This is a genomic window from Pseudoduganella aquatica (assembly GCF_020865585.1).
Lineage (GTDB): Bacteria > Pseudomonadota > Gammaproteobacteria > Burkholderiales > Burkholderiaceae_D > Rugamonas > Rugamonas aquatica_A.
In genome coordinates this window covers 5,319,800-5,342,741 of record NZ_CP086370.1, presented here as the reverse complement: position 1 = coordinate 5,342,741, position 22,942 = coordinate 5,319,800, and the positions used below count along the sequence as shown (strand labels likewise).

The window sequence follows — 22,942 nt, the reverse complement described above, 5'->3', positions numbered from 1 at the left end:
GAGGCCGCTGTCGGCGTGCGCGGTGGCGGACCCGCACGTTGTGGTTTATGATCTGCCAACTACGCTGCCACAGGAGACCGGCACGTTACTAAAAGGTGCCCAGGTGTACATGAGTCGTGTTCCACCCCATCCGGATTCCGTGGCCGAAGCCTTGCAGCTGATCGGCCTGCCAGCGTGCGCATGCGGCGGCGACGGGCTGGTGCTCGCCTCCAGCCCGGAACTGGACGAACTGCTGGGCTTCGCCGCCCGTGGCCGTCCGGTGGCTGACGTGTTCGCGCGCCACGCGCGCAGCGACAGCATGGCGCGGCTGGACGCCGCCATGGGCGGCAAGGCCGGCGCTGGCGCTGCGGACAGCGCCGACGCCAAGGCGGCGCGGCAATGGGACAGCTGCCTGGCCCACGCCACCGGCCAGTACATCCCGGTGCAGGCCACGCTCAAGCCCCTGCCCGGCGAAGGCCCGGCGGCCGGCGCCATCGTGGTGTTCCACGACACCAGCGGCTTCCAGCGCGACCAGCGCGCGCTGCGCAAGACCTTGCTGGAACAGCAGGCCATCCTGGAAAACGCGGCGGTCGGCATCATCTTCGGCAAGTCGGGCTCCATCATCGAGTGCAATATCCGCGCGGCCGAAATGTTCGGCTATGCGCGCGACGAGTTGGAAGGCGCCAGCGGCAATATCCTGTACGGCAGCGACGAAATCCGCCAGGGCGTGGCCGATCAGTCGCGCCCCTTGCTGACGCAGGGGCAGTCCTACAAGACCGAAATCCAGCTGCGCCGCAAGGACGGCACGCTGTTCTGGGGCCGCCTGTATGGCCGTTCGCTCGACCCGTCCGACATCGCCGAGGGCACGGTCTGGATCGTGGAGGACATCAGCGAGCAGCGCGCAGCCGAGGAAAGCATGCGCCAGCTGCTGATGGAGCAGAACGCCATTCTCGACAATGCCTCGGTCGGCATCCTGTTCACCAAGGCGCAGACCCTGTTGAACTGCAATCCGCGCATGGCCGAAATGTTCGGCTACACGCGCGAGGAAATGTACGGACGCCCGGCGGTGGAAGTATTCCCCTCGCCGCAGGCCTACGCCGAATTCGGCATGGAGGCCGGCCCCTTGCTGGGCAGCGGCCAGCCCTTCGAGAAGAAGGAATTCCAGTTCAAGCGCAAGGACGGCAGCCTGCTGTGGTGCCGCGTGCGGGCACAGGCCATCAGCCACGAGCGCAGCGATGGCGGCACCATCTGGATCATGGAAGACATTACGCAGTCGCGCCAGACGCAGATGGAAGTCGAAGCCATCATGACGAACGCGTCGATCAGCATCCTGTTCACCAAGAACCGCATCATCACGCGCTACAACCGCGGCTTTGCGGAGATGTTCCGCTACGAAGGCGACGAGGGCCTGGGCCTGACCGGCATGTCGCTGTATCCGTCGCAGGCCGCCTACGAGCGCCTGGGCGCGGCCGCCACGCCCTTCCTCATGGTGGGCAAGCCCTTCCAGACCGAAGTGGAAATGCGGCGCAAGGACAACACCACCTTCTGGGCCCAGCTGATCGCCTACGTGGTGAATCCGGACGACCCCAGCCAGGGCACCATCTGGATCGCCGAAGACCGCACCGAACAGAAGCTGGCCGAGGAATCGCTGCGCAACGCGCTGCTGGAAAACCAGGCGATACTGGACAGCGCGGTGCTGGGCATCTCGGTGTGCGAGGGCGGCTACAACCTGCGCTGCAACACCAAGATGGAAGAACTGTTCGGCTACGCGCCGGGCGAAATGAACAACCTGAGCGTGCAGGCCTTCTACGCCGACATCGAGTCCTGGGACATGGCGCGCAAGCAGACCGCGCGCGACTTCCTCTCCGGCCACGTCAACACCTCCGAATACCAGCTGGTGCGCAAGGACGGCAGCCGCTTCTGGGCGCGCCTGTCCGGCCGGCCCTTCGACATGGCGCAGCCGCACGGCCGCTCGGTATGGCTGGTGGACGACATCACCGCGCGCCGCGCCGACGCCGAAGCGGTGCGCCAGGCGCGCGACGAACTGGAAGTGCGGGTGCTGGAACGCACCGCCGAACTGGCCGGCGCCAACGCCCAGCTGCAAGGCGAGATCGTCGAACGGCGCCAGGCCGAGGCGCGCGTGCACCACATGGCCTACCACGACACCCTGACCGGCCTGCCCAACCGCGCGCTGCTGGCCGACCGCCTGGACCGCGCCATGCTCTCCGCGCAGCGCTCCGAGCGGCGCCTGGCTGTGATGTTCCTGGACCTGGACCGCTTCAAGACCATCAACGACTCGCTGGGCCACCTGACCGGCGACCAGCTGCTCAAGGAAGTGGCCAGCCGCCTGTGCCGCGCCGTGCGCGCCAGCGACACCGTGGCCCGCCTGGGCGGCGATGAATTCGTGGTGCTGGTGCCGGGCATACGCTCGATCGAAGAAGCGAGCCGGGTGGCCGAGAAAATCATCGAATCGCTGGCTGTGCCTTTCCCGCTGGAAGGGCGCATGCTGCACATCACGCCGTCCATCGGCATCTGCGTCTACCCGGACGACGGCGAGGACGTGGAAACGCTGATGCGCCACGCCGACGGCGCCATGTACCACGCCAAGGCGTCCGGCCGCAACAACTACCAGTTCTTCACGCCGAAGATGAACGTGTCGGCGGCGCAGCGCTTCGAGCTGGAAAACAGCCTGCGCAGCGCGCTGTCGCTGGGCCAGTTCGAACTGCATTTCCAGCCCATCATGGACATCGCCACGCGCCGCGTGCACGCCATGGAGGTGCTGCTGCGCTGGCGCCGTCCCGGCCAGGGGCTGGTGATGCCGGACAGCTTTATCCCGCTGATCGAAGAGAACGGCATGATCGTGCCGATAGGCGAGTGGGTGATGCGCAGCGCCTGCGAGCAGAGCATGGAGTGGCTCAGGATGGGCCTGCAGCCGGTGCCGCTGGCCGTGAATTTGTCGCCGCGCCAGTTCATGCACCGCGGCCTGGTGGAATCGATCCGCCGCATCCTGGACGAAACCGGCATAGACCCGTCCATGATCGAGTTTGAAATCACCGAGACGGCGCTGATGCAGCACGGCGAGCACACCATGGAAATCCTGGGGCAGATCAACGCCATGGGCATCCGGCTGTCGATCGACGATTTCGGCACCGGCTATTCCAGCCTGGCTTACCTGAAGCGCTTCCCGGTCAGGAAGATCAAGATCGACCGCGCCTTCATCAAGGAGCTGGAGGAGAGCGCGGAGGACCGCGCCATCGTGGCGGCCATCATCGCGCTATCGGACAGCCTGCAGATGCCGGTGGTGGCTGAAGGCGTGGAAACGGAAGGGCAGTTCGCCCTGCTGCAGCGCCAGGGCTGCCGCTATGCGCAAGGCTATCTGTTCTCGCAGCCGGTCCCCCACGCCAACGCCCAGCACATGCTGGACCGGAAAACGGTTTAATCGCTGAGCGTGGCGATCACCGGCGCGTGGTCCGAAGGCTGTTCCCACTTGCGCGGCGCACGGTCCACCACGCAAGCCGTGCAGCGCGCGGCCAGCGGCGGCGACAGCAGCACATGGTCGATGCGCACGCCCTTGTTCTTCTGGAAGCCCAGCATGCGGTAATCCCACCAGCTGAAGGTCTTCTCGGCCTGTTCGAACAGGCGGAAGGAATCCGTCAGGCCCAGCGCGAACAGCGCCTGCAGCGCGGCGCGCTCCGGCTCCGAGCACAGCACCTGTCCGGCCCACGCCACCGGATCATGCACGTCGCGGTCGTCCGGCGCGATGTTGTAGTCGCCCAGCACGGCCAGGTTGGGGTGCTGCGCCGCTTCCAGTTCCAGCCAGTGGCGGAACGACGCCAGCCAGCCCAGCTTGTATTCATACTTGTCCGTGCCCACCGCCTGGCCGTTCGGCACATAGGCGCACACCACGCGCACGCCGGCCGTGGTGACGGCCAGGATGCGCTGCTGCGCGTCCTCGTAATGCGGATTGTTGACCACTACGTCCGTCATCGGCTGCTTGGACAGGATGGCCACGCCGTTGTAGGTCTTCTGGCCGCTGAACACCACGTGGTAGCCGGCCGCCTCGATGGCGGCGGTAGGGAACTTATCGTCGGTCAGCTTGGTCTCTTGGATGCACAGCACATCGACCGGATTTTCCTCCAGCCATTTGAGCACGTGGGGCAGGCGGACGTTCAGCGAGTTGACGTTCCAGGTTGCGAGTTTCATGGCGTTTGTCTTTCTTCGTAAATCAAGTTTTCACGCATTCTAACCGAATGCCTCGCCGCGTTCCGCATCGAGCAGGAAGTCCCGCAGCAGCTGGGCGCTGGGGCCGATGCGCTGGGCGTGGACCAGGTAGATTTCCAGCGGCGCGGTCTCCACTTCCGGCAGCACATGCACCAACTCGCCCGACGCGATCAGCGCGGCCGCGTCGTAGGCGGGCAGGCGCGCCATGCCTTCGCCGGCCAGCACGAAAGCCAGCCGCGCCGCCGCGCTGTCGGTCACCACGTCGCCCCGGATGGGGATCAGGATCTCCTGCCCGCCGGCGCGCGCGGCCAGGCTGCGCTGGCTGGGCGGGTAGGCGATCCAGCGGTGTGATCCCAGCTCGGCCACGGTGGCTGGCGCGCGGTGGCGGCGCAGGTAGGCGGGCGAGGCGCACAGCATGGTCTGTTCGCGCAGCAGGCGGCGCGCGATGAGCGCGGAATCGGCCAGCGGCCCGGCGCGCACGGCCAGCTCTATGCCGTGCTGCACCAGATCCACATTGGCGTCGCTCATGGCCACGTGCAGGCGGATGGCCGGATAGCGCCGCCGGAACTCGAGCAGCGCCGGCAGGATGCGCTTGTTGCCGAAGTGGTGGGAGCAGGTGATGCGGACCTCGCCGCGCGGTTCGGCGCGCAGCAGCTCCATGCCGCGTATGCCGTCCTGCGCCTCGTCGAGCAGGCGTTCGCAATGCACGCGGAAGGCTTCGCCGGCCGGCGTGAGGCTGAAGCTGCGCGTGCTGCGCTGGGCCAGCGGCACGCCCAGCTTGGCTTCCAGCGCGCGAATGTGGTGGCTGACGACGGCGCGGGTCAGCCCCAGCGCGCGGGCGCCGGCGGCGAAGCTGCCGCTGCGCACCACGGTCGCAAACACCGCCATGGCGCGCAGCTCGTCGAGTATGGGGGAGTGGTCTTTCATTTCAAAGATTGTATCAAATTGTTTGACATTGAGTCATGCTGGCAGTATCTACCCGATATCCTTGCGCGCTCCTATAGTTAGCTCATGCCCCGGAACACTGGGATTTCTTGCAGACTGAAGGAGATTGCCATGAGTGTGAAACATGTACTGTTTATTTTGACAAATGCCGCTGAAATCGGCCCGAACAAACGCGCTACGGGATATTTCTTCCCTGAAGTCGCCCACCCGGTGGAAGTATTCGAGCATGCGGGTGTTGCGGTGGAATACGCGTCGCCGCTGGGCGGCACCCCTCCGCATGACGGCTACGACGAGAACGATCCGGCGCAGCGCGCCTTCCTCGGCAGCCCGGCCATGCGCCGCATGGCGCACAGCCGCAAGCTGTCCGAAGTCGATGTGGCCAACTACGACGCCATCTTCTTCCCCGGCGGCCTGGGTCCCATGGCGGACATCGCCACCGACCCGGACGTGAAGCGCGCCGTGGCGCGTGCCTGGGATGCGGGCAAGATCGTGGCCGCCGTCTGCCACGGCCCCGCCGCCTTGCTGGGTGTGACGCTGGCGGATGGCACGCCGCTGCTGCGCGGCCGCCAGCTGACTTCCTTCTCGAACGAGGAGGAAGCGGGCTACGCCGAGGCCGACGTGCCCTTCAAGCTGGAGGATGCGCTGCGTGAAGAAGGCGCCGCGTACTCGGCGGCGGCAGTGTGGCAGGAGAAGGTGGTGGTCGACGGGCGCTTGCTGACCGGCCAGAATCCGGCCTCGGGCGCGCCGCTGGCGCAAGCCATCGTCGCCGCGCTGAACGGAGCGCAGCAATGAGCGCGGCCGGCCACATCACCGTCGCCGCCCGCTGGCAGGTGAAGGAGGGCGCTTTCAGCGAAGTGCTCGCCATCGTTGCCGAATTGCGTCCGCTGTCGCTGGGCGAGCCGGGCTGCCTGGGCTACGAGGTGTACCAGGGCGTGGACGCGCCGAACAGCCTGCTGCTGTTCGAGCGCTACCGCGACGAGGCCGCGCTCGACGCCCACAAGCAGTCCGCCCACTACCAAAACCTGGTGGCGGGGCGCATCCTGCCCCTGCTTGAGGACCGGCGGGTGGAATTTTTCAGCGCGAAGTAAGTCCAAGCCCGCTAGCGTCCTAGCGGGCTTTTTCTATTGTGTTGGCGGAAATCTTACAAAGCTGCATCATATAGCCTGGCAAAAAAGCCGGCCGGAAACCGTACCGGAAATGGAACTATTGATAGGCAAGCTGTTTGCAAAATGTAACAATCTGAAAAATAATTGCCGATAGTGCTTCATTGTTATCAAATTGGTACTAATATTCCATAAACGGCTGCCGAAAACAGAAATATACTTAAAGAACTCGGGATGACACTGAATTTTCCACACAGCAACACTTTTGATGCAAAAAAAGTTAGAATATCGTTGGAACGCATCAATAAATGGTACTATTGGGAAATAGTTGTTGTTTAAACAGTGAGATATGCGCGAAGCATTTGTAAAGGACTGAAATGCGATCTGCATTTGAAGCATGGGCGCAACGCGATGGCCACATTGTGCGCCGCCGCGAAGACAAGCCAGAAGAATACCTGGTATTCGAAACGCAACGCCGCTGGGTGATTTGGCAGGCGGCGCTGGAGCACGGCAAAACGCCGGCGGGGCGAAAGACGGCAGCGCAGAAGGAAGCAGCTGCCGCCGAGAAAGCCGCCGCTGCGCGTTCGCCGGGCCTGCAGCGCGCGCCGGCCTTGAGCCAGGACGACGCTGTGGTTCGCAACCAGGTGCTCAATGAGGTACTGGACGCGTTTTCACGGCTGAATGGCGAATCGGGCATGGAAGACATACTCCAGGTGATACAGAGCCTGAAGCAGCCTGCCAAACCGCAAGCCATCGAGCGTGCAATGGACAGCAAGGCCATCGAGCGCTAACAGCCGCCGATACGGCTTGCAGCGGGCAGCGCCTGACGGCGCCGCCCCGGATAGTTGCCGCCTTGCCTAAAGGACTCATATGTCCCGCCCAGCCTTGTTTGCCGCTGCTGCCGCCCTGACGTTGGTGGCCGGCTGCGGCACTCTGACCGAATCCCCGACCCAGCAAGTGCTGGTGCAGACCGTGCTCGACCACCGCGAAGTGGCGGGCGTGGGCTGCATCCTGTACAACGACGCGGGCAAATGGTTTGTCACCACGCCTGCGCGCGTGGAAATCCGCAAGAGCTCCGGCCAGCTGCGGGTGGACTGCCGCCTGGAGCGCGCCGCCTGGGCTTTCGAGAAAATCAATTCCAGGGAAAACGGTACGCTGTGGGGCAATGTGGCCCTGACGGCAGGCGTGGGCATCGTGGTCGACCGCAACACGGGGCAGGGATTCGACTATCCCGCCGTGCTGACGGTGGAGATGAAGCGTTTCGATGCGGGAGACGGGCGCGCGCCGCCGGATGCGGGACGCGCGGTGTACTGAGCAAAAAAAACGGGCCTTGCGGCCCGTTTGTTATTTATACCCTGTTGATCAGGAAGTTCGTCAGCAGCGGCACCGGACGGCCGGTGGCGCCCTTGGCGCCGCCCGACTTCCAGGCGGTGCCGGCGATGTCCAGGTGGGCCCAGTTGTACTTGCGGGTGAAGTTCTCCAGGAAGGCGGCCGCCGTGCACGACGCGCCGCCCGGCGAGCCGATGTTGGCCAGGTCGGCGAAGTTGGACTTCAGCTGCTCGTTGTACTGTTCGCCGATCGGCAGGCGCCAGGCGGTGTCGCCGGTGGCCTTGCCCGCTGCCAGCAGCTCGGCCGCCAGCGCGTTGTGGGCGTCGTCGTCGCGCGTGAACAGGCCGCTGTTGTGGTGGCCCAGGGCCACGATGCAGGCGCCGGTCAGGGTGGCGATGTCGATCACGGCGGCCGGGTTGAAGCGCTCGGCGTAGGTCAGGGCGTCGCACAGCACCAGGCGGCCTTCGGCGTCGGTGTTCAGGATCTCGATGGTCAGGCCGTTCATGGAGCTGACGATGTCGCCCGGCTTGGTGGCGCGGCCGGAAGGCATGTTCTCGCAGGCGGCGATCACGCCGATCACGTTCGATTTCAGGCCCATTTCGCCGATGGCGCGGAAGGTGCCCAGTACCGAGGCTGCGCCGCACATGTCGTACTTCATCTCGTCCATGCCGGGACCGGCCTTGATCGAAATGCCGCCGGTGTCGAAGGTGATGCCTTTACCGACCAGTACCACCGGCGCGTCCTTGGCCTTGCCGCCTTTGTGCTTCAGCACGATGAACTTGGGCGGCTGCTCGCTGCCGTTGGTCACGGACAGGAAGCTGCCCATCTTCAGCGCTTCGAGCTGCTTGCGGTCCAGGATCTCGACGTCGAAGCCGAAGTCCTTGGCCAGCTTCTTGGCGGTGTTGGCCAGGTAGGTCGGGGTGCAGACGTTGGCCGACAGGTTGCCCAGGTCCTTGGTCAGTTCCATGCCGTTGGCGATGGCGACCGCTTGCGACAGCGCCAGCTTGTTGGCGGCGTTGTTGGCCACGGCCAGCGCCACTTTCTTCACGCCGGCAGGGGCCGGGTCTTTCTTGCTTTTCTGGCTGTCGGTGCGGTAGATGCTCTCGCGGCCGGCCTGCACCACGGTGCGGATGGCCCACGCCGCGTCGCGCTCTTTCACTTCTTCCATTGGTAGTGCGATAATGGCGTCCGCCGCGCCCAGGGTGGAAAACACCTTGATCGCAGCTTGCACGCCGGAGGCGAAGCTTTTCTCGCCGGCCGCTTCATCGGCGCCCAGGCCGACCAGCAGCACGCGTTCGGCGGCGGCGCCTTTCAGGCCGCGCAGCAGCAGCGAGGTGCCCGCTTTGCCGGTGATGTCGCCGGACTTCAGCGCAGCCGTGATTTCGCCGGCGCTGTCGAGGGCCTTGGCGGCTGGCGACAGCTTCTTGTTTTCGAATACCGCGACGGCGATGCAGCCGGTTTTGGCGGACGCAATGGTGTTTTTTGCGTCGAATGCTTTTATGCTAAAGTCCATTAGATTTCTCCGTGTAGGCTTGGTTCTTACTTAACTTGACGACCGAATTATAAACTTCGAATGATTTTTCAACGTGCCCTTCAGCGCGAGCTGGCCAGTGCCGCCGGGGCAACCTTCACGGTGCTGTTCTCCCTTATCGTCACCTGGACCCTGATCACCATCCTCGGCAGAGCCGCGGGCGGCAAGGTCGCATCGAGCGACGTGGTCGCGCTGATTGCGTTCGCAGCCCTGAATTATCTGCCAACTGTCCTGATACTCACCAGCTTTATTTCTGTGCTGATGGTGGTGACCCGCAGCTACCGCGATTCCGAGATGGTGGTGTGGTTCGCCTCCGGCCTGAGTCTGGCGCGCTGGCTGCGCCCCGTGCTGACCTTTATCCTGCCCATCGTGCTGCTGATCGGGGTGCTCAGTTTCTACGCCACGCCCTGGGCCAAGCAGAAAAGCGGCGAGTACGCCGAGCGTTTCCAGAAGCGCGAAGACCTGCAGCAGGTCTCGCCCGGCCAGTTCCGCGAGTCGGCCTCGGCCAACCGCATCTTCTTTGTTGAGGGCGTGTCCGGCCAGAGCGCCGTGGTGCACAACGTCTTCGTCAACACCGTCGACGAAAAAGGCACGGCCACCGTGGTGGCCAAGGAAGGCGTGGTCACCACCACGCCCGAGGGCGACCGCTTCCTGGTGCTGAAGAACGGCCGCCGCTACCAGGGCACGCCCGGCAGCGCCGACGTGCAGACCATGGAGTTTGAACGCTACAGCATGCGCGTGGCCAGCAAGTCGCAGGAGCTGGGCGGTCCGCAAGGCGTGGACGCCATGCCGAGCGCGGAACTGTTCAAGGGCACCGGCCCCATTATCCACGGCGAAATCCTGTGGCGCGTTGCGCTGCCGATCACCGGCCTGCTGCTGCCGCTGCTGGCCATACCGCTCGGCTTCGTCAATCCGCGCGCGGGCAGTTCGACCAACCTGATCGTGGCCGTGCTGGTCTTCTTCAGCTACATCAACCTGGTGAAGGTGCTCGAAGCGAGCGTGCGCCAGGGCCGCCTGAAATTCGCGCTGTCGTGGTGGCCGCTGCACGTGGGCCTGGCCGTGCTGGTGGCGCTGCTGTTCATCTGGCGCCAGAACGTGAACCATCGTTATCATCCGCTCGTGCTGTGGGCCGCCATCAAGCGCGGCAAGCAGCCGGCCAGGGAAGCATCCGTCAAATGAGTATCCTGCAACGCTATTTCGCCTCCTCGATCGCGCAGGCGGTGGCCTTTGTGCTGCTCGCGCTGCTCGCCCTGCTGGCCTTCCTGGACCTGACCGGCGAGCTGCCGTCCGTGGGCAAGAACGGCTACAGCCTGCAGCACGCGCTGCTGTACGTGGTCATCATGGTGCCGGAGCAGATCTATCGCGTGCTGCCGGTGGCCACGCTGATCGGCACCATCTACACCATGGCGCAATTCGCCTCGTCGTCCGAATTCACCATCATGCGCGCGGCCGGCATGTCCACCCGCATGGCGATCGGCATGCTGTTCAAGATAGGCCTGGTGATCGTGGCGGTGACTTTTATCGTCGGCGAGCTGATCGTGCCGCGCACTTCGCCGCTGGCGGACAAGGTGCGCCTGACGGCGCAGGGCGCCACGGTGTCGGCCGAGTTCCGCTCAGGCCTGTGGACGAAGGACATCATCAAGAGCGACGGCCTGACCGGCGAAGTGCTGGGCTCGCGCTTTTTCAATGTGCGCGAAGCGCGGCCGGACGGCCAGCTGCTGGACGTGAAGCTCTACGAATTCGACAACAGCTTCCGCCTGCGCGCGCTGATCCAGGCCAAGCGCGCCAACTTCCAGGGCAAGAGCGTCTGGCGGCTATATGACGTGACCGAGAGCCGTTTCAGCAATCCGGCCCTGCTGGTGGCTGGCGCGGCGGCCACGGTGCAGAACCACTTTGCGCAGGAAACCAGCCGGATCGAGGTGGTGAAGCTGGAATCGCGCGACCTGGTGTCCGAGATCACGCCGAAAATCCTGACCGTGTCGCGCAGCGATCCAGGACGCATGACGGCCAATGAACTGGTGGTCTACACCCGCCACCTGCAGGAGAACAAGCAGGAAACCAAGGTGTTCAAGGTCGCGTTCTGGAAGAAGCTGATCGATCCGCTGGCCGTGTTCGTGCTGATGGCGCTTGCGCTGCCGTTCGCCTACCTGCACGCGCGCAGCGGCGGTGTGAGCCTGAAAGTCTTCGTCGGCATCATGATAGGCGTGAGCTTCCTGCTGGTGAACACCCTGTTCTCGCACGTGGGCATGCTGAGCACCTGGCCTCCCTTCCTCACGGCGGCGGCCCCCAGCGTGCTGTATCTGCTGCTGGCCATGGGTGCGCTGTGGTGGGTGGAGCGTCACTGATGGATACAGCCATGAACAAAAAAGCACTCATCCTGTTTGCGCACGGCGCCCGCGCCGCCAGCTGGGCGGAGCCGTTCGAGCGCCTGCGCGGCATCACGCAAGCCCGTTTGGCGGACGTGGACGTGTCGCTGGCCTTCCTGGAATTGATGTCGCCGCGCCTGCCGGAGCGGGTGGCCGAGCTGGCCGCCGCCGGGGTGGCGGAAGTGGCGGTGGTGCCGGTGTTTCTCGGCCAGGGCGGCCATGTGCTGCGCGATCTGCCGCTGATGCTCGATGAGCTGCGCGCCGCCTACCCGGCGATCCGCTTCAGCGTGGCCGAAGCGGTGGGGGAAAACCCGGCTGTGCTGAACGCCATTGCCGATTACTGCATTGGCACGGTCGCCGGCGCGCCGCCGGGCGGCTAGGCCTTACTCCTCGCCTTCGGCTTCGGACTGGGCGGCCATGGCCGCCAGCGTGGAGCCGGGCTGCTCAAGCTCGCGCTGGATAATGGCGCGCAGGCCGTCCGAACGGATCGCGTCCAGCGCCAGTTTCTGCATATTGTCCGCTTCGCCGTCTTCTTCCAGGCCGTTCAGCACGGCCAGCACCAGGCGCACCTCCTTCGCATAGTTCAGCACATAGGCCAGCAGCGTGGGCGCGGCCGATGCCGGCTGGTTGGCCAGCGCGTCGGCGCCGTCGTTCAGGCGCGCGGCCAGCGCCTCGATGCGGCCGGACGGCGAAGGCAGGAATCGGCGCGCCAGCTGGAAGTCGTTGCACTTCACCAGCGCGGTCATGGCCAGTTCGGCGCATTGTTCAGCCAGGGCGGAGTCGACTTCATCGAGTTTCAGGAACAGCGCATGGGTGGCGCCCACTTCGCGCAGCGCCTCGTTGATGGCGGCCACTTCGCGGAAGCGCTCCACGGTGGCGGCGCCCAGCAGCATGCGCGACGATTCGCGGTCGCGGATGCTTTTCAGGGCCGCCAGGGCCGGCGGGAAGGCGTCGGCCAGGTAGATCCAGTCGCGCAGGGCGAAGGACAGGCGCACGCCGCGCCAATCCGGCGACACCTCCAGCGCATGGTCATGCAGCCAGAGGTGGTCCTTCAGCGCGTCCTGGTAACGGCCTGCGAGACGGGCTTCGCGGGCGCGTTCAAATACTTCATTCGGCTGCTGCATATCACCTCCTTGGAAATCGAAGGCGATATTCTAACAGGCGCAGCCTGATGCTTCACCAGACCCGGCAGAGCTTCTCCTTGGGCTTGACCATGGCCTGGCCGGGTTTGCAGGAGAAGGCCTTGGCGAATTCCGGCATATTGACCACCAGGCCGTTGATGCGGTATTTGCCCGGCGAATGCGGATTGGTGAGCGCATTCACGCGCAGCCGCTCGGGGCGCTCGTTCTCGCAGGTCCATTGCGCCGTACCGACGAAGAAGCGCTGTTCGGGCGTCAGGCCGTCGCGGTTTTCCAGCACCTTGCCGGCGATTTCGGTTTTCCACGCCATCCAGGCCAGCACCAGGCCGCCCAGGTCGGCCGCGTCCTCGCCCAGCGTCAGCTTGCTGTTGATCTTGATGTCGTCCACGATGGTGTACTGCGCGTACTGGTCCACGATGCACTGCGCGCGCTGCGTGAAGGCCTTGGCGTCCTGCTTGCCCCACCAGTCCTTCAGGTTGCCCTTGGCGTCGAACTGGCGGCCTTCGTCGTCGAAGCCGTGTATCAGCTCATGGCCTATGGTGCCGCCTGTGTTGCCGTAGTTGGGCGCATCGTCCATTTTGGAATCGAACAGTGGCGGCTGCAGCACGCCCGCAGGGAAGTTAATGTCGTTCATCTGCGGGTTGTAATAGGCGTTCACGGTGGGCGGCGTCATGCCCCATTCCGAGCGGTCCAGCGGCTTGCCTATCTTGTCGAGCTGGCGCCGTACTTCGAAGGCGGTGCCGCGCACCACGTTGCCCGCAAAGTCGCCGCGCGAGACGCTGTAGGCGCTGTAGTCGCGCCAGTTATCCGGGTAGCCGATCTTGTTGGCCACCGCGTGCAGCTTCTCGCGCGCCTTTTCCTTGGTGGGCTCGCTCATCCAGGTCAGCGCGTTGATGTCCTGCTCCATGGCGGCCTCGATCTGGCGCGTCATGTGCAGCGTCTTTTCCTTCAGCTCCGGGCTGAAGGCGCGGCTGACGAACTCCTGGCCCAGCGCCTCGCCCAGCTGCTGGTCCACCAGCTGCACGCAGCGCTTCCAGCGCGGCTTCTGCTCGGGCGTGCCCAGCAGGGTCTTGTGATAGAAGGCGAAGTTCTCGGCCACAAAGTCCTGTGACAGGAAGGGCGCCATCGCGCGCGTGGTGTGCCAGCGCAGATAGGTCTTGATGTCGTCCAGGCTCAGCTGCTTCAGACTCTTGTTCAGCGCGCGCAGGTAGGCCGGCTCGGTGGCGTTGAAGCTGTTCACGCCTTCCATGCCCACCGCTTGCAGATAGTCCTTCCAGCTGAAGGCCGGCGTCATGGACTGCAGGCCTTTGAGGTCGGTCTTGTGGAACAGTTTGTAGGGGTCGCGCTGGTCCACGCGGGACAGCGAGGCTTGGGCCAGCACGGTTTCGAATTTCAGGATGGCGGCGGCGGCCCGTTTGGCCGCCTGCGGCGTGTCGCCCGCCAGTTCCAGCGAGCGGGCGATATGGGCGGCGTAGTCTGCCCGCATCTTCTTCGATTTGGCGTCGTTCTTCAGGTAGTAGTCGCGGTCGGGCAGGCCGGCGTCGGCGGTGGTGGCGAAGGCGATCACCTGGGTGGAGTCGCCCAGGTCCTGGTTGGACGAGAAGCCGAACAGCATGCTGTTGGCAATGCTGGTGTGCAGCTTGGCCAGCACGCGCGGCAGGTCCTGCTTGGACGCCATGCCGGCGATCAGCGCCAGGTATTCCTGCAGCGGCGCCGCGCCGCGTTCATTGACGGTTTTCTCGTCCATGCAGGCGGCGAAGTAGTCGCCTATTTTTTGCTGGGAGGCGGTGCGGACGCCGTCCTGCGCCGGCTGGGCGGCCAGCGTGGCCAGGATGCCCCACAGGAAGCGCTGGTTGTCCTGCGCGGCCTTGCCGTACACGCTCCACGCGCTCTGGTCGGCGGGGATGGGGTTGTTCTTCATCCAGCCGCCGCAGCTGTACTGGTAGAAGTCTTCGCACGGGTCCACGGTCTTGTCCATGGCCGTCACGTCCAGGCCTGGCGTGTAGGGCAGGGAGGGCAGCGGCGCGTCGGACGATTGGGCGTAGGCGGTGCTGGCGCTGAGGGCCAGCAGCAAGGGGGCGAATTTGCGCATGTGGTGCTCCGTGAGTCGAAGCAGCTATTCTACGGCGGTAATTATTGAAATGGCAATCGCGGCGGCGCTGGCGGGTTACGGCGCGAGCGCCTAACCCGCCCTACGCAAGGGGCAACGGGGCGAGCCGCAATGCGTAGGGCGGGTTAGGCGGAACGCCGTAACCCGCCGTGCTCAGTCGGCGGCTTGATGCGGACGGCGGGCCATGGCGTGGCCGAGCATGACGAGCACCGGTCCGTGCGTCGGCTCCAGTCCGTGCGCCAGCGTGTCCAGCGTGAGGCGCAGGATGCGCTGGTCGGCGCGGCTGACGTTTTCAATCACGACCACCGGCGTCTCCGGCAAGCGCCCTTGCTCCAGCAGGCGCTGCGCGGTGATGATGGCTTCGCGTCCGCCCATGTACTGCACCAGCGTGTCGCTGTCGGGCATGTCCACGTCGGCCGGGTGTTCGGGCGCGGTGCTGGAGGTGAAGAAGGCCACGCTGCGTGACACGCCGCGCTTGGTCAGCGGCTGCTTGGTGGCCGCCGCCGCCGCCACGGCGGTGGTAATGCCGGGCACCACTTCCACTTCAATTCCCGCTTCCTCCAGCGCGCGCAGCTCCTCGTCGGCGCGGCCGAACAGCATGGGATCGCCGCCCTTGAGGCGCACCACCAGCGCGTAGCGGCTGGCGCATTCCACCAGCTGCGCGTTGATGGCCTGCTGCGCGGTGGAGCGCTGGCCCGAGCGCTTGCCGACCGAAATCTTCTCGGCCTGCGGGCACAGTTCCAGCATCTCCGGCGTTACCAGCGCATCGTGCAGCACCACGTCCGCCTGCTGCAGCAGGCGCGCGCCGCGCAGGGTGATGAGATCCTGCGCGCCGGGACCTGCGCCTATCAGGTAGACCTTGCCGTAGCTAGTAACAGGCGCGGACATCGATCAGGCCAGGCGTATCATGCCGGCCGCCACGGTCTGGTGGGTGACTTCATCGATCAGGATGAAAGCGCCCGTCGCGCGGCTGTCGGTATAGTCGTCGGCCGCCAGCGGCTGCTGCACGGTCAGCGCAATGCGCGCCACGTCGTTCAGCTTCAGCACTTCCGCGCTGCTGCGTTCCTGGGTGTTGATGTCCAGCAGCGACTCGATCTTGGTGATCTTGGCGGCGGTCTGCTTGGTGCCGTGCTTGATCCAGTACTTGCGGCGCAGGTCCAGCGCGTCTTCCGACAGCCAGCACACGTCCGCGCTCAGGGTCTTCAGCAGCGTGGCAGGCTGCTCGCTGCTGGCGAGCAGGTCGCCGCGCGAGATGTCCAGGTATTCGTTCAGCAGCAGCGTGACCGATTGGCCGGCCGACGCCGACTGGTGCGAGCCTTCCAGCGTCAGGATGTCTTTCACCGTGGCGGCCTGGCCCGAAGGCTGCACCACCAGCTTGTCGCCCACCTTCACATTGCCCGCTTCGATGCGGCCCATGTAGCCGCGGAAGTCGTTCGCTTCGTGGCCGTTGTGGCGCGCCACCAGCTGCACCGGGAAGCGGAACGGCGCGTGGTGGGCTTCGTCGTACACCGACAGCGATTCCAGCAGCTCGATCAGCGTCGGGCCCTTATACCAGGGCATGTTCTCGCCCGCGTCCACCACGTTGTCGCCGCTCAGGGCCGACAGCGGGATAGGCGTGATGTCTTTCAGGCCCAGGGACTGCGCGAATTCCTGGTAGGCCTTGATGATGCGGTCATAGATCGCCTGGTCGTAGTTCACCAGGTCCATCTTGTTCACGGCCACCACCACGTGCTCGATCTGCAGCAGGTGGGCGATGGTGGAGTGGCGCTTGGTCTGGATCAGCAAGTCCACGCCGCCGTCTTCGCGCAGCTTCACTTTCGACACGTCGATCAGGATGATGACGGCGTCGGCGGTGGAGGCGCCGGTGACCATGTTGCGGGTGTACTGCTCGTGGCCCGGGGTGTCGGCGATGATGAATTTGCGCTTGGGCGTGGCGAAGTAGCGGTAGGCCACGTCGATGGTGATGCCTTGCTCGCGTTCCGCTTCCAGGCCGTCCGTCAGCAGCGACAGGTCGATGGTGTCGCCCACGGTGCGCTTGTTCTTGGCGCGCGACACGGCGGCCAGCTGGTCGGCGAAGATGCCTTTGCTGTCGAACAGCAGGCGGCCGATCAGCGTGCTCTTGCCGTCGTCCACGGAGCCGGCGGTGATAAAGCGCAGCAGGCTGGCCTGGTTGTCGGTGTTGTCTATGCGTGCGTTCATCAGAAGTAACCTGCTTTCTTGCGTTTTTCCATGGAGGCTTCGGAGGTCTGGTCGTCCATCCGGGTAGCGCCGCGTTCAGTGATCTGGGTGATGGCCGTTTCGGCGATGATCGCTTCCACCGTTTCCGCGTCCGAGGACACGGGGCAGGTGCAGGAGATGTCGCCCACGGTGCGGAAGCGCACCACTTGGGTTTCCACCGCTTCGCCTTCGCGCGCCGGGGTCAAATCGGTCAGCGGCACCAGCAGGCCGTTGCGCGGGATCACCTGGCGCTCGTGCGCGAAGTAGATCGGCGGCAGCGCCAGTTTTTCGCGGGCGATGTACTGCCACACATCGAGTTCGGTCCAGTTCGAGATCGGGAACACGCGCATGTTTTCGCCTGGATGGACGCGGGTGTTATACAGGTCCCACAGTTCCGGGCGCTGCGCCTTCGGATCCCATTGGCCGAATTCGTCGCGGAAGGAGAAGATGCGCTCTTTCGCGCGGGCCTTCTCTTCGTCGCGGCGGGCGCCGCCGATGCAGGCGTCGAAGCCGTGTTCGGCGATGGTTTCCAGCAGCGTGACCGCCTGCGCGGCATTGCGCGAGTCGGTCTGCGGATTACGCAGGCGCACCGTGCCCTTCTTGATCGAGTCTTCCACCGAGCCCACGATCAGGCGTTCGCCCAGTTCGGCCACGCGCTGGTCGCGGAAGTCGATCACTTCCTGGAAGTTGTGCCCGGTGTCGATGTGCACCAGCGGGAAGGGGAATTTGCCGGGACGGAAAGCCTTTTCGGCCAGGCGCAGCAGCACCACGGAGTCCTTGCCGCCGGAGAACAGCAGGGCAGGGTTGCTGCACTCGGCTGCCACTTCGCGCAGGATGTGGATGGCTTCCGACTCCAGCGTGTCGAGGTGGCGCGCGTTCACGGCGCTCAGGCCTATCGTCGAGGCGTAACGGTCAACTACAGTGTTCATGGCTTTGCCTATTCTATTGTGTCTGTTGGTGCTTGGCGGGTTACGCGCAAGCGCTAACCCGCCCTACGGTGCAGCGGTGTCCGGTGAGTAGGGCGGGTTAGCGCGGAGCGCGTAACCCGCCGGCATTCACGCGGCCACGGGTTTGATGCGTATCAGCTTGCCGTCTACCACGTGCAGGCCGCATTCCTTCGACTCCGGGTTCTCCCACCACCAGCGGCCGGCGCGCACATCCTCGCCCGGCTCGATGGCGCGCGTGCAGGGCTCGCAGCCTATCGAGGGGAAACCCTTGTCGTGCAAGGCGTTGTACGGCACGCCGTTGCCGCGCAGGTAGTCCCACACGTCCTGCTCGGACCAGTCGGCCAGCGGATTGAACTTGGTCATGAAGTGCGCCGGATCGTCTTCCTCCACCATCAGCGAGGTGCGGGTGGCGGCCTGCGCGCGGCGCTGGCCGGTGACCCAGGCCTTGTTGCCGGCCAGGGCGCGGCCCAGCGGCTCCACCTTGCGGATGCGGCAGCACTCCTTGCGCATGTCCACGCTGTCGTAGAAGGCGTTCAGGCCGTTCTGCGCCACGTAGGCCTCCACCGCCTCGGGCTGCGGGCGGTACAGCGCGATCTCGTAGCCGTAGTTTTCCTTCACCTTGTCCAGCATGGCCAGGGTTTCCGCGTGCAGGCGGCCGGTCTCCAGCGAGAAGATGGCGATAGGCAGCTTGGCCTTCAAAATCAGGTCGGTCAGCACCATGTCTTCGGCGGCCAGGCTGGAGGCGAACACCGCTGGCGTGAAATCACGCGCGATGCGCTCCAGCGTCTGCTGCGTGGACTGGATCAGGGCATTGAGCTCGCTCATGGCTGGCGCTCCGATTCAGATGCCGTAGCCGGCGTCGCCGCCGTTGGCTACATTGGCCGACGGCGCGGCGCGGACGGCGCGGCGGAACAGCGGCACCTTCTGGTCCACGGACGCCTGGTAGGTCTCCGAGAAGTCCGACAGGCCCTTGAGCGCATCGTGGATGCTGCGGTCGGCGCGCACGTCGTAGGCGTTGAAGCCCACGCGCTGCATGGAGAACAGCTGGTCGCGCAGCACGTCGCCGATGGCGCGCAGCTCGCCGGCGTAGGCCAGGCGGGTGCGCAGGTTGTAGGCGATGGAGTAGCCGCGGCCGTCGGTGAATTTGGGGAAGTCCACCGCCACCAAGGCGAAGGCGTCCAGCTGGCCTTTCAGCGTTTCAGGACGCTCGTCCGGGCCGAACCACACGCCGATCTCGCCGGCGGCGCGGCGCGCGGCCAGTGCCTCGGCCTGCGCCAGCCAGGTGGCCAGCGGCACGATCACCTTGCCGGCCGGGAGGGCCAGCGCGGCCACGTCTTCGGCGCTAGGCGCTTCGCCTGCGGCGCGCAGTACGGTCCAGTCGTCGCCGACAACTTCACGGCCTTTGATAATCAGCTTTTGTTCAGACATATTCATCTTCTCCAACCAGGCGGCCCGCATCGACGATAGGCGTGGCGTATACAAATTCCTTGAACGGCGCAACGCCGATGCGCTGCGTGGTGTCGACGAAGCGTTCGCCTTCCACGCGTTCGCGCACATACACTTGCAGCAGGCGGCCGATCACTTCCGGCATTTGCAGCGCGGAGAACGACGGTCCGATGATCTTGCCGATGGCCGAGTGGTTGCCCTGCGCGCCGCCGATCGACACCTGGTACCATTCGCTGCCGTCCTTGTCCACGCCCAGGATGCCGATGTTGCCGACGTGGTGGTGGCCGCAGGCGTTGATGCAGCCCGAGATATTCAGTTCGATGTCGCCGATGTCATGCTGGAAGTCCAGGCTGTCGAAGCGCTCGGCGATGGCCGAAGCGATCGGGATCGACTTGGCGTTGGCCAGGGCGCAGAAGTCGCCGCCCGGGCAGCAGATCATGTCGTTCAGCAGGCCGATGTTGGGCGTGGCCAGTCCGTGCGCCTTGGCTTCCTGCCACAGCGCGAACAACTGGGTCTGTTCCACGTCCGCCAGCACGATGTTCTGCTCGTGCGTCACGCGCAGTTCGCCGAAGCTGTAGCGGTCCGACAGGTCGGCCATGAAGTCCATCTGCTCGGCGGTGGCGTCGCCCGGCGGCACGCCGGTTTTCTTCAGCGACAGCACCACGGAAGCGTAGCCCGGCTGCTTGTGCGGCTTGACATTGCGCTTGAGCCAGTTGGCGAAGGCCTTGTTGTCCGCCTGCGCGGCCAGCGGGTCGATCGCTTCCAGCTGCTTGTACGGGTGAGGCTGGAAGTAGGCGATCACGCGCTCCATTTCCTCCAGCGTCAGCGTTTCTTCGCTGTTCTTCAGGTCTTCCCACTCGGCTTCCACCTGGCGCGCGAATTCTTCCGCGCCGATGGCTTTCAGCAGGATCTTGATGCGGGCCTTGTACTTGTTGTCGCGGCGGCCGTGCAGGTTGTAGACGCGCATGATGGCTTCCACATAGGTCAGCAGGTGTTCGCGCGGCAGGAACTCGCGGATCACGCTGCCCAGGATGGGGGTGCGGCCCATGCCGCCGCCGACCATGACCTTGAAGCCGATTTCGTTCTGCTCGTTGTACACCACGGTCAGGCCGATGTCGTGCACGGCGATGGCGGCGCGGTCTTCCACGGCGCCGTTGACGGCAACCTTGAACTTGCGCGGCAGGGCGATGAATTCAGGGTGGAAGGTGGACCACTGGCGCAGGATCTCGCAGTAGGGGCGCGGATCGATGATCTCGTCCGCCGCCACGCCGGCGAATTCGTCGGTGGTGGTGTTGCGGATGCAGTTGCCCGAGGTCTGGATGGCGTGCATTTCCACCGACGCCAGGTCGGTCAGGATGTCGGGCGACTGTTCCAGCTCGATCCAGTTGAACTGGATGTTCTGGCGGGTGGTGAAGTGGCCGTAGCCCCGGTCGTACTTGCGCGCGATGTGGGCGAACATGCGCATCTGCTTGCTGGCCAGCATGCCATACGGCACGGCGATGCGCAGCATATAGGCATGGCGCTGGTAGTACAGGCCATTCTGCAAACGCAGGGGCAGGAATTCCGCTTCGGTCAGCTCATCGGCCAGACGGCGGCGCACCTGGTCGCGGTACTGCGCGATGCGTTCGCGGACGATGAGGTGGTCGTATTGATCGTATTGATACATATCATTCCTAAAAAAATCGCTTGCCGGCGGGGCTGGCTCTTTCAAAGTATCCCAAACTGGCGCTAATGGTAATAAACTTCATCTTTATTCCAAACGACTTAGTCTTTATTTGCTTATATACGTATTGGGTATAAGCATGAGCGTAAAATACGGTTAGACCGACCCTGAGAACAACAATGAATCTTCATCAATTGCGTTTCGTCCGAGAAGCAGTACGCCAGAACTACAACCTGACCGACGCCGCCAAGGCCTTGTTCACCTCCCAGCCCGGGGTGTCCAAGGCCATTATCGAACTGGAGGAAGAGCTCGGGGTGGACATTTTCACGCGGCACGGCAAGCGCATCCGGGGCCTGACCGAGCCGGGCCGGCTGGTGCTGTCCTCGGTCGAACTGATCATGCAGGAGATCGACAGCCTCAAGCGCATCGGCAAGGAGTACGCGGCGCAGGACAGCGGCAGCTTCACCATCGCCACCACCCACACCCAGGCGCGCTACACGTTGCCCAAGGTGGTGCAGGCTTTTATGCTGAAGTTCCCCAAGGTGCGCTTGTCATTATTGCAAGGCAATCCGCGCCAGATCGCCGAGATGGTGCAGCGCGACCAGGCCGACCTGGCGATCGCCACCGAATCGATCGCCGGAGTTGACAATCTGATCACCTTGCCGTGCTACCAATGGGAGCATGTGGTGGTGGTGCCGCCCGACCATCCGCTGCTGAAATCGAAGTCCGTCACGCTGGAGGAGATTGCCGCATTCCCGCTCATCACCTATGATGGCGCCTTCGCCGGCCGCAGCAAGATCGACCACGCGTTCTCGCTGCGCGGCCTGAAGCCGGACGTGCTGCTGGAAGCCATCGACGCGGACGTGATCAAGACCTACGTCGAGCTGGGCATGGGCATAGGCATTATTGCCGGCATGGCCTTCGATCCCGAGCGCGACCGCAGCCTGCGCGCCATCCCGGCCGGCCACCTGTTCGGCATGAACGTGTCGCGCGTGGCGGTCAAGCAGGGCGCCTATTTGCGCAGCTATATCTATACCTTCATCGAACTGCTGGCCCCCACGCTCAACCGCAAGTTGATCGAGCAGGCCATGAACGGTGAAAAAGACACTTACGAGTTGTAAACTGACTATGAAGACCCAAGAACAATACTACGCGGCCGTCGCCGCCACCTACGACCTGCAATACGAGCGTCCCGAGGTGGAAGAAGACCTGGAAGAACTGCACGAAGCGCTGTCCGAGCTGCTGCGCGGCCATAAAGTGCTGGAACTGGCCTGCGGCAGCGGCTACTGGACCGAGGTGATTTCGGACGTGGCCGACTCGGTGCGCGCCATCGACAACAGCCCGCAGATGCTGGCGGCGGCGCGCGAGCGCGGCCTGGACGAGGATTTCGTGCAGTTCACCGAAGCGGACGCCTTCAAGCTGCCGGAAGACATCGCCCCCGGCCAGTTCACGGCCTGCTTCGCCGCCGGCTGGTGGTCGCAAGTGCCGCGTTCGGCGCAGGACAAATACCTGGCCCATCTGCGCGCCAAGCTGGGCAAGGACGTGCTGCTGGTGCTACTCGACAGCAACTACGTCGACGGCTACAGCGCCCCCATCGCGCGCACCGACCTGGACGGCAACACCTTCCACATCCTCACCGACACCAAGGGCGAGCGCTACGACGTGGCGCAAAGCTACCCGTCCGACAGCTGGCTGCGCAAGCGCCTTTCGATCGCCGCCAAGGAAGTGCGCGTCGAACGCCTGGAACACTACTGGCTCGCCACCTGCCGCCTGAAGTAACCCCGCCGCCCAACAAAATGGGGTCAGGGTTGATTACGCGGTTCACATGCGGACTATGTAATTAACCCTGACCCCTTTGTTTTTTGGCGTTTGTTGGGAAAGAACAACAATTGTTGATGTCATATTGTTGAAGCATTTGTTAGGCAAGATTCGTCCCGTCAAGTTTC

General features: G+C 64.5%; 21 protein-coding genes. 10 read left to right on the top strand and 11 right to left on the bottom strand.

Annotated features, from left to right (window positions below; translation table 11 throughout):
• Window positions 1–109: 109 nt before the first annotated feature.
• On the top strand, window positions 110–3,418 hold the full coding sequence (locus KT882_RS23865) for a bifunctional diguanylate cyclase/phosphodiesterase (RefSeq protein ID WP_228893484.1): 3,309 nt from the start codon (window positions 110–112) through the stop codon (window positions 3,416–3,418).
• Here KT882_RS23865 and xth read toward each other — a convergent pair.
• Together xth and KT882_RS23855 are read right to left on the bottom strand one after the other, a co-directional pair.
• The gene (xth, locus tag KT882_RS23860; RefSeq protein WP_228893483.1) at window positions 3,415–4,182 is read right to left on the bottom strand and encodes an exodeoxyribonuclease III; all 768 of its coding nucleotides are present in this window, start codon (window positions 4,180–4,182) and stop codon (window positions 3,415–3,417) included. The two genes, KT882_RS23865 and xth, sit on opposite strands and share 4 nt — an antisense overlap.
• Window positions 4,183–4,221: 39 nt before the next feature.
• On the bottom strand, window positions 4,222–5,127 hold the full coding sequence (locus KT882_RS23855; protein WP_161074895.1) for a LysR family transcriptional regulator: 906 nt from the start codon (window positions 5,125–5,127) through the stop codon (window positions 4,222–4,224).
• 129 nt (window positions 5,128–5,256) lie between these two features.
• Between KT882_RS23855 and KT882_RS23850 the strand changes: the two genes are divergently transcribed.
• The 4 genes from KT882_RS23850 (at window position 5,257) to KT882_RS23835 (ending at window position 7,562) form a co-directional block, all read left to right on the top strand.
• Entirely contained in the window at window positions 5,257–5,937 is a 681-nt protein-coding gene (locus KT882_RS23850; protein WP_228893482.1) for a type 1 glutamine amidotransferase domain-containing protein, read from the top strand.
• Window positions 5,934–6,233, top strand: a complete 300-nt coding sequence (locus KT882_RS23845; RefSeq protein ID WP_228893481.1) for a putative quinol monooxygenase — start codon at window positions 5,934–5,936, stop codon at window positions 6,231–6,233. Before KT882_RS23850 ends, KT882_RS23845 begins: the two co-directional genes overlap by 4 nt.
• A 392-nt stretch (window positions 6,234–6,625) precedes the next feature.
• Entirely contained in the window at window positions 6,626–7,039 is a 414-nt protein-coding gene (locus KT882_RS23840; protein ID WP_161074898.1) for a hypothetical protein, read from the top strand.
• Between the two features lie 79 nt (window positions 7,040–7,118).
• Window positions 7,119–7,562 (top strand): hypothetical protein, encoded by a 444-nt coding sequence (locus KT882_RS23835; protein WP_161074899.1) that lies wholly within the window; start codon window positions 7,119–7,121, stop codon window positions 7,560–7,562.
• Window positions 7,563–7,596: 34 nt separating this feature from the next.
• On the opposite strand, the gene KT882_RS23830 is transcribed toward KT882_RS23835, so the two are convergent.
• A complete protein-coding gene (locus KT882_RS23830; protein WP_161074900.1) occupies window positions 7,597–9,090 on the bottom strand; it encodes a leucyl aminopeptidase in 1,494 nt (497 codons plus the stop codon).
• 60 nt (window positions 9,091–9,150) lie between these two features.
• Between KT882_RS23830 and lptF the strand changes: the two genes are divergently transcribed.
• The 3 genes from lptF to KT882_RS23815 are packed head-to-tail and all read left to right on the top strand — an operon-like array spanning window position 9,151 to window position 11,854.
• Window positions 9,151–10,287 carry an LPS export ABC transporter permease LptF gene (gene lptF / locus KT882_RS23825; protein ID WP_228893480.1) on the top strand — a complete coding sequence of 379 codons (1,137 nt, stop codon included), beginning with the start codon at window positions 9,151–9,153 and terminating at the stop codon, window positions 10,285–10,287.
• Window positions 10,284–11,453, top strand: coding sequence for an LPS export ABC transporter permease LptG (gene lptG, locus KT882_RS23820; RefSeq protein ID WP_161074902.1), 1,170 nt, complete (start codon window positions 10,284–10,286; stop codon window positions 11,451–11,453). Before lptF ends, lptG begins: the two co-directional genes overlap by 4 nt.
• Before the next feature lie 11 nt (window positions 11,454–11,464).
• Window positions 11,465–11,854 carry a sirohydrochlorin chelatase gene (locus KT882_RS23815; RefSeq protein WP_161074903.1) on the top strand — a complete coding sequence of 130 codons (390 nt, stop codon included), beginning with the start codon at window positions 11,465–11,467 and terminating at the stop codon, window positions 11,852–11,854.
• Between the two features lie 3 nt (window positions 11,855–11,857).
• Here KT882_RS23815 and KT882_RS23810 read toward each other — a convergent pair whose 3' ends face one another.
• The 8 genes from KT882_RS23810 to KT882_RS23775 all read right to left on the bottom strand — a co-directional run bounded on the left by KT882_RS23810 (window position 11,858) and on the right by KT882_RS23775 (window position 20,999).
• Entirely contained in the window at window positions 11,858–12,598 is a 741-nt protein-coding gene (locus tag KT882_RS23810) for a hypothetical protein (protein WP_161074904.1), read from the bottom strand.
• 52 nt (window positions 12,599–12,650) lie between these two features.
• Window positions 12,651–14,705: a M13 family metallopeptidase gene (locus KT882_RS23805; protein WP_161074905.1), complete on the bottom strand. Its 2,055-nt coding sequence runs from the start codon at window positions 14,703–14,705 to the stop codon at window positions 12,651–12,653.
• A 171-nt stretch (window positions 14,706–14,876) separates the two neighbouring features.
• Window positions 14,877–15,611 (bottom strand): uroporphyrinogen-III C-methyltransferase, encoded by a 735-nt coding sequence (cobA, locus tag KT882_RS23800; protein WP_228893479.1) that lies wholly within the window; start codon window positions 15,609–15,611, stop codon window positions 14,877–14,879.
• Window positions 15,612–15,614: 3 nt separating this feature from the next.
• Window positions 15,615–16,922: a sulfate adenylyltransferase subunit 1 gene (locus KT882_RS23795; protein WP_161074907.1), complete on the bottom strand. Its 1,308-nt coding sequence runs from the start codon at window positions 16,920–16,922 to the stop codon at window positions 15,615–15,617.
• Window positions 16,922–17,869, bottom strand: coding sequence for a sulfate adenylyltransferase subunit CysD (gene cysD, locus KT882_RS23790; RefSeq protein ID WP_161074908.1), 948 nt, complete (start codon window positions 17,867–17,869; stop codon window positions 16,922–16,924). The genes KT882_RS23795 and cysD overlap by 1 nt, the downstream gene beginning before the upstream one ends.
• Window positions 17,870–17,995: 126 nt before the next feature.
• Window positions 17,996–18,712 (bottom strand): phosphoadenylyl-sulfate reductase, encoded by a 717-nt coding sequence (locus KT882_RS23785; protein ID WP_161074909.1) that lies wholly within the window; start codon window positions 18,710–18,712, stop codon window positions 17,996–17,998.
• Window positions 18,713–18,727: 15 nt separating this feature from the next.
• Entirely contained in the window at window positions 18,728–19,315 is a 588-nt protein-coding gene (locus KT882_RS23780) for a DUF934 domain-containing protein (protein WP_228893478.1), read from the bottom strand.
• Window positions 19,308–20,999 (bottom strand): nitrite/sulfite reductase, encoded by a 1,692-nt coding sequence (locus KT882_RS23775; protein ID WP_161074911.1) that lies wholly within the window; start codon window positions 20,997–20,999, stop codon window positions 19,308–19,310. The genes KT882_RS23780 and KT882_RS23775 overlap by 8 nt, the downstream gene beginning before the upstream one ends.
• Before the next feature lie 176 nt (window positions 21,000–21,175).
• Between KT882_RS23775 and KT882_RS23770 the strand changes: the two genes are divergently transcribed.
• On the top strand, window positions 21,176–22,117 hold the full coding sequence (locus tag KT882_RS23770; RefSeq protein WP_161074912.1) for a CysB family HTH-type transcriptional regulator: 942 nt from the start codon (window positions 21,176–21,178) through the stop codon (window positions 22,115–22,117).
• Window positions 22,118–22,124: 7 nt separating this feature from the next.
• Window positions 22,125–22,775: a class I SAM-dependent methyltransferase gene (locus KT882_RS23765; protein ID WP_161074913.1), complete on the top strand. Its 651-nt coding sequence runs from the start codon at window positions 22,125–22,127 to the stop codon at window positions 22,773–22,775.
• Window positions 22,776–22,942 lie beyond the last annotated feature (167 nt).

Bases quoted from the DNA above. Each gene is read 5' to 3' on its own strand.
- KT882_RS23865 (WP_228893484.1), top strand. From the start codon at position 110: ATGAGTCGTGTTCCACCCCATCCGGATTCCGTGGCCGAAGCCTTGCAG.
- xth (WP_228893483.1), bottom strand. From the start codon at position 4,182: ATGAAACTCGCAACCTGGAACGTCAACTCGCTGAACGTCCGCCTGCCC.
- KT882_RS23855 (WP_161074895.1), bottom strand. From the start codon at position 5,127: ATGAAAGACCACTCCCCCATACTCGACGAGCTGCGCGCCATGGCGGTG.
- KT882_RS23850 (WP_228893482.1), top strand. From the start codon at position 5,257: ATGAGTGTGAAACATGTACTGTTTATTTTGACAAATGCCGCTGAAATC.
- KT882_RS23845 (WP_228893481.1), top strand. From the start codon at position 5,934: ATGAGCGCGGCCGGCCACATCACCGTCGCCGCCCGCTGGCAGGTGAAG.
- KT882_RS23840 (WP_161074898.1), top strand. From the start codon at position 6,626: ATGCGATCTGCATTTGAAGCATGGGCGCAACGCGATGGCCACATTGTG.
- KT882_RS23835 (WP_161074899.1), top strand. From the start codon at position 7,119: ATGTCCCGCCCAGCCTTGTTTGCCGCTGCTGCCGCCCTGACGTTGGTG.
- KT882_RS23830 (WP_161074900.1), bottom strand. From the start codon at position 9,090: ATGGACTTTAGCATAAAAGCATTCGACGCAAAAAACACCATTGCGTCC.
- lptF (WP_228893480.1), top strand. From the start codon at position 9,151: ATGATTTTTCAACGTGCCCTTCAGCGCGAGCTGGCCAGTGCCGCCGGG.
- lptG (WP_161074902.1), top strand. From the start codon at position 10,284: ATGAGTATCCTGCAACGCTATTTCGCCTCCTCGATCGCGCAGGCGGTG.
- KT882_RS23815 (WP_161074903.1), top strand. From the start codon at position 11,465: ATGAACAAAAAAGCACTCATCCTGTTTGCGCACGGCGCCCGCGCCGCC.
- KT882_RS23810 (WP_161074904.1), bottom strand. From the start codon at position 12,598: ATGCAGCAGCCGAATGAAGTATTTGAACGCGCCCGCGAAGCCCGTCTC.
- KT882_RS23805 (WP_161074905.1), bottom strand. From the start codon at position 14,705: ATGCGCAAATTCGCCCCCTTGCTGCTGGCCCTCAGCGCCAGCACCGCC.
- cobA (WP_228893479.1), bottom strand. From the start codon at position 15,611: ATGTCCGCGCCTGTTACTAGCTACGGCAAGGTCTACCTGATAGGCGCA.
- KT882_RS23795 (WP_161074907.1), bottom strand. From the start codon at position 16,922: ATGAACGCACGCATAGACAACACCGACAACCAGGCCAGCCTGCTGCGC.
- cysD (WP_161074908.1), bottom strand. From the start codon at position 17,869: ATGAACACTGTAGTTGACCGTTACGCCTCGACGATAGGCCTGAGCGCC.
- KT882_RS23785 (WP_161074909.1), bottom strand. From the start codon at position 18,712: ATGAGCGAGCTCAATGCCCTGATCCAGTCCACGCAGCAGACGCTGGAG.
- KT882_RS23780 (WP_228893478.1), bottom strand. From the start codon at position 19,315: ATGTCTGAACAAAAGCTGATTATCAAAGGCCGTGAAGTTGTCGGCGAC.
- KT882_RS23775 (WP_161074911.1), bottom strand. From the start codon at position 20,999: ATGTATCAATACGATCAATACGACCACCTCATCGTCCGCGAACGCATC.
- KT882_RS23770 (WP_161074912.1), top strand. From the start codon at position 21,176: ATGAATCTTCATCAATTGCGTTTCGTCCGAGAAGCAGTACGCCAGAAC.
- KT882_RS23765 (WP_161074913.1), top strand. From the start codon at position 22,125: ATGAAGACCCAAGAACAATACTACGCGGCCGTCGCCGCCACCTACGAC.